The following is a 12,169-nucleotide window of genomic DNA, read 5'->3' as shown; positions in this document are numbered from 1 at the left end:
CTGTCAAGTTACGGTCGTGCCAGGTTGCGACCGTATCGCATGTCGCGCATGCGGCACCGCCGTGCGTTGCCCCGACGTGGGCACCGGGCTAACACTCGGGTGGTTCCAGTCAGGACGTCGCCATGCAGATTCAACGTCACCGTATCGAACTCGCCACCACCGCGCCGATCCAGCTGATCGACATCACCGATCAGGTCCGCCGCTTCGTCACCTCCAGCGGTATCAAGGATGGTCTGGTTACGGTGAGCTGCCTGCACACCACCGCGCGGATCAACGTCAATGAGCGCGAGGAAAAGCTCGAGCGCGACATGCTGACGTTTCTGAAGCGGTTCGCGCCGCGCGACGGCGACTATCTGCACAATCTCGATCCGGTCGACGGCCGCGACAACGCGCACTCGCATCTGATCGGGCTGTTCATGAATTCGTCGGAGACGATCCCGGTGGCGCATGGCGCCATGGTGCTCGGCGAATGGCAGTCGGTGTTCTTCATCGAGCTCGACGGTCCGCGCGAGCGCCGCGGCGTCGAGCTGCAGATCATCGGCCAGGGATCGTCGACTGGCTAGTTGCGCTCGCGTCTCCACCGAAAGAACGGGGTATTCCGGATAGATACGCGGGCCGCGCCCGCGTATGACCGCAGCGGTATCACCAAACAGGTCATCAGCCATGACGCCGGACGACATCGCAGGCTTCTACGCCAAGCGTGCGGATCTCGACCTCGACCAATACATCGAGCTGGATTTCGATTTCGAATGCGCCGGCGATCCGCGCGAGGCCGCGGCGCATCTGTGCAGCGAGCAGTCTACGGCACAGTGGCGCCGGGTGGGCTTCGACGAAGATTTCCGTCCGCGTTTCGCCGCCAAGGTGCTGGAGCTGTCGGCCGAGCCGCGCCCGTCGGGCTTCAGCATTCCGGTCGAGTGCGCAGCGCGCGGCGAGGTGCATGCCTGCCGCGTCACCATTGCGCATCCGCACGGCAATTTCGGCGCCAAGATTCCCAACCTGTTGTCGGCCGTGTGCGGCGAGGGCGTGTTCTTCTCGCCGGGCATTCCGCTGATCCGGCTGCAGGACATCCGCTTCCCCGAATCGTATCTCGCAGCGTTCGACGGTCCGCGCTTCGGCATCGCAGGCTTACGCGAGCGACTGCAGGCGTTCGACCGTCCGATCTTTTTCGGCGTGATCAAGCCGAATATCGGCCTGCCGCCGCAGCCGTTCGCCGAGCTCGGCTATCAGAGCTGGAGCGGCGGTCTCGATATCGCCAAGGACGACGAGATGCTGGCGGATGTCGAATGGTGTCCGCTGGCCGAGCGCGCCGCACTGCTGGGCGATGCCTGCCGTCGGGCCGCTGCCGAAACCGGGGTGCCGAAAATCTATCTCGCCAATATCACTGACGAGGTTGATCGGCTGACCGAGCTGCACGATGTCGCGGTCGCCAAGGGAGCCGGCGCGCTGCTGGTCAATGCAATGCCTGTCGGGCTGTCCGCAGTGCGGATGCTGCGTAAGCACGCGACCGTGCCGCTGATGGCACATTTCCCGTTCATCGCCGCGTTCAGCCGGCTGGCGAATTACGGCATTCATTCGCGGGTAATGACGCGACTGCAGCGCTTGGCTGGCTTCGACGTCGTGATCATGCCGGGCTTCGGTCCGCGGATGATGACGCCGGAGCGCGAGGTGCTCGACTGCATCCGCGCCTGCCTGGAGCCGATGGGACCGATCAAGCCGTGTCTGCCGGTGCCAGGCGGCAGCGATTCAGCGGCGACGCTGGAGACTGTGTATCGCAAGGTCGGCAGCGCCGATTTCGGCTTCGTGCCCGGCCGCGGCGTGTTCGGCCACCCGATGGGACCGGCCGCGGGAGCGGCATCGATCCGGCAGGCTTGGGACGCGATCGCCGCGGACATCCCGGTCGCTGATCACGCCGCCAGCCATCCTGAATTGGCGGCGGCGCTGAAAACGTTCGGCGGGCGCTGATCAGCACCCGCCGCGTTGGTCCGCGCCTTAGCGGGGCAGTTCGGTGAAGGTGACGATCACCGCGCTGCGCCGGCCTTGGCTCGGCGCGCCGTCGCGGTGGATGCCGGCCGGATCGTAGATCACCGCATTGCCCTGGCTGCTGGTCACCGCAACCTGGTTCTCGGTGATGGCCGCCGTGACGTTGCTGTCGGCGACGAGATCGGTGCCGAACGTCGCCTTGCGTTGCAGGCCGGCCGGCAGCGCGTAGAACGTCTCGCGCGTGGCCGGCAGCGTCGACGACAGGCCGCACAGATCATTGGCGCGGCGGATCATCGCGTCCCAGAACCGGCGGCCGGCACGGTTGCTGCCCGCCACATAGGTGAGCGGGCCGTTCGCGGCGCCGGTCTCGCCGAGATACACCACCATCTTCAGCACGTTGTAGCCGGTGTTGACCTTGAAGCCGTCGCATGGCGAGGCGTCGACGCTGACATCGGCGAACGGGCTCGACAGCGCGCCGCTCGATGCCTCGGTCACTTCGGCGGCGATCCGGCCGATGCCGACCGGACGCTTCAGATAGCCGCTGGCCGCCTCGGTCAGACCGGCGTCGGCGGCGATCTGGTTGAGCCATTTGTAAAGGTCGGGAGCAGCAGCCGGATCGATCACCACGCGGGTCGAATCCGGATCGCCCGGAATCGCCACGCGATGTTCGAGTGTTTTGAACGCGGCGTCGAGCTGGTTGCGCAGTTCGACGATCTTGTCGGGACCGAGCTGCACGGCGGCAAAGCCGTCGCGGGCGAGCGGGACGAACACCGCGGTGCCGCGCTCGGTCTTCGGCGCGTAGGCGGAGCCCGCACTGAACCGGCCGAGCCGTTGCAGCATGATCAGGCGCAGATAGGTCGGTAGGCTGCGCAGCGTGGTGACGAAGCGGTTGCCGGTCTCGGCGGGACGCGGCAGGTGCTCGACGTCGATCATTCGCTGCGCGGTGGTGAGACAGAATCCGTAACCGAAAATCGTGATCGCCTTCAGCCGCGCGCCGAGCATCGGCATCGACATCACGCGCCCATAGGCCGGGTGGGCGTCGTAGTCGATCATCGGCAGGTGATCGAACGGATAGGATTTCGTTTCGGATTGCATGACCAGCCCCTCTGAAGGCATCACCGATAGCACGGACGCACGATTGGAATATGGCGGTGGGGCGCGAGTCGGGCGAGTTGGCAATCCGGCCAACACAGATGCCAGGTGCGACTCAACGCAACGGCCGCCTCGGTATCCGAAGCGGCCGCGGGATGAGTGAAAGGTGCGGCGGAGATCAGATCCAGGCGAAGTTCGCCGCCGGCCGCGCGGTGCGATTGAGCAATGAGCGCATCAGGCAGCGCTCGATCTGCACTGACGAGATTGTCGCGGCATCGGCCCCGACGAGAGCAACGGCGTCGCTGCGTTCGGCGAATACGCGGCCGCTGGCGACCACTGCGAGCGCCGGATTGCGGGACGCGGCGCGCAGCTTGCGGATGGTCTCGGCCATCCGCGGCAGCCAGTGCTCGCGGCGCAGCGCTGGCGACAGCGAGATGTTGACGGCATCGAACCAACCGTTGGCGACCAGATCCGATAGCGCGCGATCGGTGTCGGGGAATTCGCTCACGGTGTTCCAACCGGCCTGTCGCAGCAGCTCGGCATGCAGCGCTGCACAGAACGAGTGCGGCTCGCCGGGCTGCGACACCAGCAGCACGCTTCGCGGCTGCGAACGCGCTAGCGGGGCCGACAACAGATCGAAACTGATGCGGCGCATCGCCGTCTGCAGATGGCAGAGGCCGATCGTGACTTCAAATTCGCTACAGGCGTCTTCGCTCCACAGATTGCCGAGGCTGCGGGCGGTCGGTTCAAACAGTCCGGTGAACAACGCGGTCGGCGACGACGCCCGCGCCAATGATTTGTCGATCAGGTCGAACGCGTCGGCGAGGTTCGGCGCGATCAGGAGTCGGGCGAGTTCCGCGGCGCGAGCTTCCGCCGGATCCTGCGCAACGCGGGTCCTGGCGGAGGTGTGCTTGACGACGAGATGCGGAATAACAGTCGAGACAATGCTTTCAGTATGCACGGCACGCACTCGATCTGGTTGCCCTCGACCAAAAAAGCAGATTGCTGAACGAGTGCGATGAGACCATGGCCGCTGCCGAGGGGAAGCAGGGATTGGATCGCCTCGCGCGGCTGTTGGCCCGTCGAAAAGCCGGCAGCGCCGTTGCCGCGGTGCGAAGGGAGCCCCGGAAACGGAGACTCGTCTTTGCTCTGGATCAAAACGAAGCATTCGCATCTGTCGCCACGTTCGGGCGGTGGCGCCGGACCGCGGCGCAGCATGGCCAGCGGCATAGGGTCGCGGCGCGTCAGCTGGCCTGCGCGGGCGGAGCGTTCGCCGGATGAAGTCGCCCGGATCGGCCTCCAGGCGATGACCATGAGCTTCGCGTGACTGCGCAAGTCGCGAGGCAGCGCTGTCGCTGATTGTTACTTCAGCATGGCCGGCGATCGGCGGAGCGGTATGTCTGGTGTCGGGAATTAGTAAACGAACACCGCTCGATCATCGCCCCGTTAAAAGAGTGAAGCTCGCGTACTCCCATTGTCGCGGGGCAAGCGCCGGTACTGACTTCTCTGTATATTTACAGCCGCGCGAATCGGAGCAAAACTGATTCCACGGATCGTGTTTTACTGAGCAACTACCTGTTTAATCAAAGAGTTAGACGGCTAATTGGCTCATGGTGATTCGCGATTCTCTCGAACGAGTGCCTGGTTACCAGCGCTCGTTCACCGTTCCAGCGTGAGGCGTTTTCTTAGCGTGGTCCCAAGCAGGTCTACGCGGGAGTTAGCAAATCGTTAACGTTAATAAGTAAAGCGTTGTTCACGCTGTTCACCTTAGGGGGCAAGCCGCCCCTAATTGAAGAAAGCTGGAGAACTACGATGCAATTCGATCTGTCCAACCGAAACCTAGCCCAGAAGATCTCGATCCTCGTCTTGGGAATTACGCTGTTCGCCTCGGTCGCCATCGGTGGTGTCGGCGAAATGGTCTTGCACAAGGTCACCGATAGCCATGCCAAGCAGGCTGCGAGCGTTGCGTCGCTCGACCGTCTGGTCGGCCAAGGGGGAGCGACGCTGTCGCCAGTCCGCGCCGCGGACGGCAGCATCGTCGGCATGCTGGTGATGCAGCAGGATGCCGGGCCGGTGGTGATGCCGGCGTCGTACGAAGGTCAGGGTCTGGTGGTTCAGGCTTCGGAGACGGTGGTCACCTCGACTCCGGATTACGGTGTCGGCGCTGCCCGCACCATGCTGCTGCTCGCCGGTGTCGTGGTGTTCGCGGTGGTCGGTCTGGTCGGCACCCGGATTTCGCGCGGCCTGCTCGCCCCGCTCGGCGAACTGGAGAAGGACGTGGAACGCCTCGCCTCGGGCGACACCAGCGTTCGCATCCATGCGCTGAGCCGCTCGGATGAAATCGGCCGGATCGCGCGGTCGATCGCCAAGATCCAGCAGTCTCTGATCGAGCTGGCCAAGCTGAAGAGCCATCGGGTCCTCGACGGCACGAACGGTATTCTGGCCAATCTCAAGGAAATGTGGATGGATCTGAAGGGGGCCGTCAGCAATGCCCGCGAGATGCTGTTCACGGACGGCCGGACGGTCAGCGAGACGCTGTCGCGATCGTGGAGCAGCTGGTTGCACAACGGTTTGGGCGTTCCGAAGCGCGCCTGATCGGCGCCTCTTCCGCGACCCTGAACGCGCCTCCTCGAGTTATTGAAGGCGCGACGATCAAAACCAAGCGTTGAGATCATCACATCGAGGCTCACCCAGGCGGGTGAGCCGGTACCAACAAAAGCCCGCGCATCGCGCGGGCTTTTCTATTTGGGGGCAGCCGAATGCCTTGAGGTCGCGCCGGGCCAAGATATGGAGCATCGCCCCTGCCCCGTCCAACGCAGTCCGATGTGTCGACTATGTCTCCGAACGCTCCGCTGGGCGTTCGAAGCAGCCAGACAGTTGTTCGCTCCAAGGCACGTCTGGTCGTGCCAAGCGCTTTGAGCGAGCCAGGATCGAGACCTGCTCTGCGTCAGATCACACCCGGCGACAACAAGATGTTCCGCTGGACGCGGTTGCTTCGGAAGCGTCCTGACCAAGCCCTTGGAAGCCGAGGCCGGGCTGCGCCCGAGCTCACGCGTGGCGTGGCGGATCAGGATCGGTGCGGGTGAAGGAAGAAAGGGTGGTGCCGCAAGAGGGATTCGAACCCCCGACCCCGTCATTACGAATGACGTGCTCTACCAGCTGAGCTATTGCGGCGACCGCGAGCGCGCTAACGAAGCGGCCCGAAACGTTGGCTCCTGATATCGGGCGGCGGCCTGATTGGCAAGAACCAGGGCGCCTGAACCGGCGGTCGGAGCATCCGCCGGTGTGGTTTTGTCGAACGTCGTCCCAACAACAGAAGCGCGACGTGGGCTCAGCGCGGCGGCCGGTAACCCCGCCAGCCGGTGCTCTGCCCGGCCGCCGGCGCCTGCGAGCGTTCGGCGAACTCTTCAGGTGCCGCGTCTTCGTCGACGCCCGGATCGTCGGGAGCTCGCACGATCGGAATCACCGGGGCCGCCTCCTTGCGGCGGTGGAACAGCGGCGCCGCAGACGACGCCGGTGCGGCCGCCACCTCAGTCGGAGCCTCGATCGCCTTGGCGGGTTTGTCCGATTTGGCGGGCTCATCGGCCACAACGGTGGTTTCTTTCGGCGTCACGAGCGGTGCTTCCGGGGCCGCCTCCACCGTGACGGTGACGGCTTCCGCCGTCGTGCTGGCGGGAAGCGCTTCGCCGGCCGCCGAGGCGATCAGGGCGTCGTGGAACTTGTCGTCGATCACCTCGACCTTGTTGGACGGCAACGCCGACACCGGCACCTGCCACTGGAACGCGTCGAGCCGTCCGGTGACCGGCGATACCGGCCGCCAGTGATCCGACACATAGCCGTCGGCGGTCCACACCGGGTCGTGCAGCGCGCGCACTGCTCGCAGCGTCCAGGCCCGCGCCTTCGCGGTGTCGCCGCGATCGCCGTGTTCGATCTCGGCCATCAGCATCGCGACGCGCTGGGTCGGCATGTCGAGATAGGGCTGCAGTGCGGCGCGGGCGCGGCTGAACGAGCCAGCGTCGATCGCCGCGCGGGCGATCGCAACCGCGCTTTCGAGTTGCTGCGGACCCTTGGCGACCAGATTCTCGACCCGGCCGAGCCGCGCAGTCGCGGTATCGCCCGGCTTCAGGTTGGCGTAGGTCGAGGCCAGGTCCGGATGCGGCTGCGCCTGCCAGGCGGCCTCGATCACCTTCATGGCGCGCCGAACCTGATGGGCTTCGGCCAGATATTTGGCCGCCAGCACCGCCGCCGGCACCAGGGTCGGCGCCAGCTTATTGGCTTCCAGCGCGCTGTCGCGGGCAAGGCTCTCGTCGCTTTCTTCCAGATCGGTCGCCCGCGCGGTCAGCAGCACCGCACGCTGCCGGCGAAACGCCTTCTTGTCGATCAGGCCGGCCGACAGGTTGCGCTCGAGAATCTCCAGCGCGCCGGTCCAATCCGAGCGGGCACAGCGGAACCCGAGCACCGCCTGCGACGCCCAGGCACAGGTCGGCTGCAGCCGCAGCGCTTCTTCGGCGATCGCCAGGGCCGCATAGGGATCGTCGGCGCGCTGCGCCTCGATATACAGCCCGCGCATGCCGAGCGACTTGGTGTCCTTGCGGGCGGCCATCGCCAGGAACGCGCGGCGGGCGCCTTCGCGGTCGCCCTCGAGCTGTGCCGACTGCGCCTGCAGCAGCAGAGCGAGCGGATCGTGCGGGGCGTGCCGGCGTGCCGCGTTGGCGTGGGCACGGGCGGCGCTGCTGTCGCCATGGCCGACGGCGAGCAGGCCCTGGGTGATGGCGTTGCGGGCGCGGGCGCTGCGCCGCGAGCTGCGGCCGCGCTTCATCCAGCCGGGTGCGCGCAGCACGCCGAGGATGACCGCCCACGCCAGCATCACGGCGACCACGCCGGCGCCGAGCACCAGCGCGAACACTGGCAGCGTCATCGACGCCTTCCAGTCGTTCCACGACAGCACCACTTCGCCGGGCTGTTCGGCCACCCAGGCAGCGCCCGCCGCCGCGAGCGCGATGATCACGAGAAACAGAACGATGCGCAGCATGGGCAGACCTATGGCGACGGTTTTTGCAGCGCCCCGAGCGCTGCGGTGGCGAATTGATGGGACGCGGCGAGCGCTTGGTCGCGCGCCTCGGCCTTGTCGATCCAGGATTGAACAGGAGCGCGGTCACCCGGCGCAAGCGCTTTCAGCTCCTTCAGCGCGGCGGCGATGTCGCCCTGCTTGCCGGCCGCGGTCAGCCGGCCGAAGATCGCGGTGCGATCGATGCCTTCGACCGCGTCCGAACGCTGAATTTTCACCAGCCGCTCGGCGTTGGCCTGAAACCGGTCGATGAAGTTGGCGTTCGCGGTGCTCTTGTCGGGCAGCAGGCCGGGCAGCTGGTCGACCAGCTCCTGGCCGAGCGCACGGGCGCTCGGCACGCCGGTCGCAGCGAAGCGGTCGAGCGGCTTCAGCGCGCCGGCATCGGGCGCCAGCGGCGCCGCGGCCTTCAGCAGCGCCTGGAATGGCTGGCCTTGCGTGACCGCGAGGTCGAGCAAGGTGGCGGCGACCGCGCGGCGCAGCGCGCCATCTTCTGCTGGAGCCGGCTTCGGCGCCGGTTTCTCCGCTTCGGCCTTGGCGGCAGTTTCCAGTGCGCCGAGGCGCCGATCGATCGCCGCCATCGCGGCGGTGGTCTGCTCCAGCGCGGCCGTTTTGTCGGCGGCGGCGGCGTCCGCAGTCGGCTTGGCCTCGCCAGCGCTGGCGTCCGGAGACGCCTTCAGTTCCTTCATGGTCGCGGCGAGCTGATCGGTCTGGCCGCGTAGCGCGGTCAGATCGTCACGCAGCGACGCCACCGACTTCTCCAGCGCGTCGATCCGGCCGGTAGCGGCGGGATCGGAAGTGGCAGCGCCATCGGCCGCCGCCTTCGGCCGCGCTTCGAGATTGGTGATCCGGATCGCGAGCGCTTCCAGCGCCGCGGTGTCGCTCGGCGCGGCCGCGGCGCCGCCGGTTGCGGGAGCGGCTTCGAGCTTGGCGATCCGTGCGTTCAGCGCGTCGAGCGCCGTCGGGTCGGCCTGCGGGGCGGTGACGCTGGTCGACGACAGGAACTGCGGCAACAGCCCCATCTTGGCGGCGCCGACCACGAGGCCGGTGGCGATCGCGATCGTCAGGACCGGCGGCAGGATCAGCGACGCGATGCTGTTCCGCGGCGCTGCTGAGCTTTGCGCGGTCGCCGACGCATCGGCTGCAGCCGTGGTGGTGGCAAATTCCGGTTCCGGCAGCCCGGCAGCCTGTTCGGCCTGCTCGCGCTGATCGGCGGCGATCTCGAACGCCTGCTCCGGTCCCCGCGCCGGTTCGGCCTCGGGTGCTGTCTCCGCTGCGGCTTCCGCCTCGGCGCCGGCGGGCGCGGCGCTGATCTCCTCGCCGGTCGACTGAGCCAGCTCGGCCGGTTCCGCAGCCTGTTCGTGTTCGGGCCTGTTCTGGACCATCCCTGGATTTTCCTCGTCGCTACCTGTCGGCGCCGGCGGTCCGGCGCGGCATCAATTCACTTTGGCCGGGCTGAGCGCCCGATCCAGCGCTTCGAGCAGCGCCTTTTCGTCCGGCTTGCGCGCCACCATCACCTGGTTGGCGCCGGCTTCGCGCACCACCTCGGAGACCGCCTCCGACAGGCAGCATTGCGGAATCGCCAGCGCCGAAATCTCGATGCCGGAGGTCCGCGTCGCGTCTATGAACGCCCGGGCGCTGCGCCGCGAGTAGTGCAGCACGGCCTCGATGCGATTAGCCGCGAAAGCGTCGCACACCTCGGCCGGCAGGCTCGGCACCGGCACCATCCGGTAGGCCGTCTGCATCACCACTTCGAAGCCATCTTCGCGCAATTCGCCGGCGAGGTCGCGCGACAGATCGGCGCCCGCCAGATACAGCAACGCACCAGCGCGCTTGTCTTTCCCGCTGAAGGTGTCGCGGATCTTGATCCTGAGCTTGGCCGCATCGCCGTCGGCGATGATCACGTCGCTAAAGCCGGCGTCCTGCGCCTTGCGGGCGGTGTGCTTGCCGACCGCGAACAGCGGCAGTTTCAACAGCCGCGCCAGCACCGGCTGGTCGTCCAGCGCACGCAGCGCATTGGCGCTGGTGACGATCACGCCGGTGTAGTGCGCGTCGGGATCGTCGGGGAAAGGCACCGGCTCGAACCGCAGCATCGGCGCCAGCAACACGTCATAACCCTTGGCGCGCAGCGTCTTCGCAGTCGCGTCGCCGTCGGGTTGCGGGCGGGTGACGAGCAAAGCCACGCGTTACGTCCTCGGCTGTCGATTGATGAGAGTGAATCCGAAGTAGCCCGGCCGCATGACCCTGAGCCGCGTGAAAACCGGTCGCGCCGCAGCACCCCGCTTCGCCGCTCCCACGCAATCTGCCGGGGCCGCAGGGCGCCAAGGGGATGATTGCATTCCAAGACCCCGCAATGCTACGCGAGGCAAGGAGAACGCCGGTTCGGGCGCAAACGCAAGGGCTCAATTTGACTAGTGAACAAGCCTTGCTGGTGCTGGGGATCGAGACCACCTGCGATGAAACCGCAGCCGCCGTGGTCGAGCGCCGCGCCGACGGCAGCGGCCGGCTTCTCTCCAATATCGTACGCTCCCAGACCGACGAACACGCCCCGTTTGGTGGCGTCGTCCCTGAGATCGCCGCGCGCGCCCATGTTGACGTGCTCGACGGAATCATTGCGGCTGCGATGAACGAAGCCGGCGTGGCATTCGCCGGGTTGTCGGGCGTCGCTGCGGCCGCTGGGCCCGGACTGATCGGCGGCGTCATCGTCGGGCTGACCACCGCCAAGGCGATCGCGCTGGTGCACGGCACGCCGCTGATTGCGGTCAATCACCTCGAAGCCCACGCGCTGACACCGCGGCTGACCGATGCGGTGGAGTTTCCCTACTGCCTGTTTCTGGCCTCGGGCGGCCACACCCAGATCGTCGCGGTGCTCGGCGTCGGTAACTACGTCCGGCTGGGGACCACGGTCGACGACGCGGTCGGCGAGGCGTTCGACAAGATCGCCAAGATGCTCGGCCTGCCCTACCCCGGCGGCCCGCAGGTCGAACGCGCGGCCGAAGCCGGCGATCCCAACCGGTTCGCATTCCCCCGCCCGATGCTCGGCCGGCAGGATGCCAATTTCTCGTTGTCCGGCCTGAAGACGGCGGTGCGCAACGAGGCCGGCAAGCTGACGCCGCTCGATCCGCAGGACATCGCCGATCTATGCTCCGGCTTCCAGGCCGCGGTGCTCGAGTCGGTGGCTGACCGGCTCGGCGCCGGCCTGCGGCTGTTCAAGGAACGGTTCGGTCCGCCGAAAGCGCTGGTTGCGGCCGGCGGCGTCGCCGCCAATCAGGCGATCCGGCGGATGCTGCGCGAGGTCGCGGCCAAAGCGCAGACCACGCTGATCGTGCCACCGCCGGCGCTGTGTACCGATAACGGCGCGATGATCGCCTGGGCCGGCGCCGAACGGCTGGCGCTCGGCCTCACCGACACGATGGATACCGCGCCGCGCGCGCGCTGGCTGCTCGACGCCAACGCCACCGCGCCGGCCAAATTTGCCAACACGCGCGCCGGGTTCTAAGGCCGGGCTCAAGTCGGTGGCTTGGATGATATTGCGATGAGTTCGTTGAATTCGATTGCCGTGCTCGGAGGCGGAGCCTGGGGCACGGCGCTGGCGCAGACCGCCGCGCGGGCGGGCCGAAACGTGACGCTGTGGGAGCATGATGCCGGCAATGCCGAGCATCTGATTGCGGCGCGTGAGAGCCGCTTCCTGCCCGGCGTGCGGCTCGAACCCTCGATCCAGGTGACGCGCGACCTCGCCGAGGCGGCGCGCGCCGACGCGCTGTTGCTGGTGGTGCCGGCACAGGTGCTGCGCCAGGTGGTCACGTCGCTGCAGCCGCTGATCGCGCCGCGAACCCCGCTGGTCGCCTGCGCCAAGGGCATCGAGCACGGCACCCACCGGTTCATGACCGAGATCGTTGCCGAAGCGGCACCGGCCGCGATTCCGGCGATCCTGTCGGGTCCGAGCTTTGCGGCGGATGTGGCGCGCGGACTGCCGACCGCGGTGACGATCGCCGCCACCGATGCGGCCTGCGCGCAGGCGCTCGCCCAGGC

General features: G+C 67.1%; 10 protein-coding genes and 1 tRNA gene. 5 read left to right on the top strand and 6 right to left on the bottom strand.

Translation table 11 applies throughout. From position 1 onward, the window contains the following. Nucleotides 1-122 precede the first annotated feature (122 nt). Both DYI24_RS01585 and DYI24_RS01580 read left to right on the top strand, forming a co-directional pair. Nucleotides 123-563: a secondary thiamine-phosphate synthase enzyme YjbQ gene (locus DYI24_RS01585; RefSeq protein WP_164571005.1), complete on the top strand. Its 441-nt coding sequence runs from the start codon at nucleotides 123-125 to the stop codon at nucleotides 561-563. 100 nt (nucleotides 564-663) lie between these two features. Beyond that, nucleotides 664-1,962 (top strand): RuBisCO large subunit C-terminal-like domain-containing protein, encoded by a 1,299-nt coding sequence (locus tag DYI24_RS01580; protein WP_164571004.1) that lies wholly within the window; start codon nucleotides 664-666, stop codon nucleotides 1,960-1,962. A 27-nt stretch (nucleotides 1,963-1,989) separates the two neighbouring features. On the opposite strand, the gene DYI24_RS01575 is transcribed toward DYI24_RS01580, so the two are convergent. Next, on the bottom strand, nucleotides 1,990-3,075 hold the full coding sequence (locus tag DYI24_RS01575; RefSeq protein WP_164571003.1) for a hypothetical protein: 1,086 nt from the start codon (nucleotides 3,073-3,075) through the stop codon (nucleotides 1,990-1,992). 175 nt (nucleotides 3,076-3,250) lie between these two features. Next, nucleotides 3,251-4,033 carry a cobalamin B12-binding domain-containing protein gene (locus DYI24_RS01570; RefSeq protein ID WP_234820061.1) on the bottom strand — a complete coding sequence of 261 codons (783 nt, stop codon included), beginning with the start codon at nucleotides 4,031-4,033 and terminating at the stop codon, nucleotides 3,251-3,253. 851 nt (nucleotides 4,034-4,884) lie between these two features. On the opposite strand from DYI24_RS01570, the gene DYI24_RS01565 reads away from it, so the two are divergent. Beyond that, a complete protein-coding gene (locus tag DYI24_RS01565) occupies nucleotides 4,885-5,667 on the top strand; it encodes a HAMP domain-containing protein (RefSeq protein WP_107342502.1) in 783 nt (260 codons plus the stop codon). 503 nt (nucleotides 5,668-6,170) lie between these two features. Here DYI24_RS01565 and DYI24_RS01560 read toward each other — a convergent pair. From DYI24_RS01560 to DYI24_RS01545, 4 genes are all read right to left on the bottom strand, one after another. Then, nucleotides 6,171-6,246, bottom strand: a tRNA-Thr gene (locus DYI24_RS01560). 157 nt (nucleotides 6,247-6,403) lie between these two features. Further along, nucleotides 6,404-8,104 carry a heme biosynthesis protein HemY gene (locus tag DYI24_RS01555; protein WP_164571002.1) on the bottom strand — a complete coding sequence of 567 codons (1,701 nt, stop codon included), beginning with the start codon at nucleotides 8,102-8,104 and terminating at the stop codon, nucleotides 6,404-6,406. Nucleotides 8,105-8,112: 8 nt separating this feature from the next. After that, nucleotides 8,113-9,522, bottom strand: coding sequence for a COG4223 family protein (locus DYI24_RS01550; RefSeq protein WP_164571001.1), 1,410 nt, complete (start codon nucleotides 9,520-9,522; stop codon nucleotides 8,113-8,115). A 51-nt stretch (nucleotides 9,523-9,573) separates the two neighbouring features. Beyond that, nucleotides 9,574-10,320, bottom strand: a complete 747-nt coding sequence (locus DYI24_RS01545) for a uroporphyrinogen-III synthase (RefSeq protein WP_107342499.1) — start codon at nucleotides 10,318-10,320, stop codon at nucleotides 9,574-9,576. Nucleotides 10,321-10,562: 242 nt separating this feature from the next. Between DYI24_RS01545 and tsaD the strand changes: the two genes are divergently transcribed. Then, on the top strand, nucleotides 10,563-11,636 hold the full coding sequence (tsaD, locus tag DYI24_RS01540; RefSeq protein ID WP_164571019.1) for a tRNA (adenosine(37)-N6)-threonylcarbamoyltransferase complex transferase subunit TsaD: 1,074 nt from the start codon (nucleotides 10,563-10,565) through the stop codon (nucleotides 11,634-11,636). A gap of 36 nt (nucleotides 11,637-11,672) precedes the next feature. Beyond that, a partial coding sequence (locus tag DYI24_RS01535) for a 2-dehydropantoate 2-reductase N-terminal domain-containing protein (protein ID WP_164571000.1) occupies nucleotides 11,673-12,169 on the top strand: 497 nt, incomplete at its 3' end.

Origin of the sequence: Rhodopseudomonas sp. BR0C11, assembly GCF_010820945.1 — a bacterium.
Taxonomy (GTDB): Bacteria; Pseudomonadota; Alphaproteobacteria; order Rhizobiales; family Xanthobacteraceae; genus Rhodopseudomonas; species Rhodopseudomonas palustris_H.
The sequence above is the reverse complement of the archived record's forward strand: the minus strand, read 5'-3'. Positions and strand labels throughout refer to the sequence as shown.

Bases quoted from the DNA above. Each gene is read 5' to 3' on its own strand.
- DYI24_RS01585 (WP_164571005.1), top strand. From the start codon at position 123: ATGCAGATTCAACGTCACCGTATCGAACTCGCCACCACCGCGCCGATC.
- DYI24_RS01580 (WP_164571004.1), top strand. From the start codon at position 664: ATGACGCCGGACGACATCGCAGGCTTCTACGCCAAGCGTGCGGATCTC.
- DYI24_RS01575 (WP_164571003.1), bottom strand. From the start codon at position 3,075: ATGCAATCCGAAACGAAATCCTATCCGTTCGATCACCTGCCGATGATC.
- DYI24_RS01565 (WP_107342502.1), top strand. From the start codon at position 4,885: ATGCAATTCGATCTGTCCAACCGAAACCTAGCCCAGAAGATCTCGATC.
- DYI24_RS01555 (WP_164571002.1), bottom strand. From the start codon at position 8,104: ATGCTGCGCATCGTTCTGTTTCTCGTGATCATCGCGCTCGCGGCGGCG.
- DYI24_RS01550 (WP_164571001.1), bottom strand. From the start codon at position 9,522: ATGGTCCAGAACAGGCCCGAACACGAACAGGCTGCGGAACCGGCCGAG.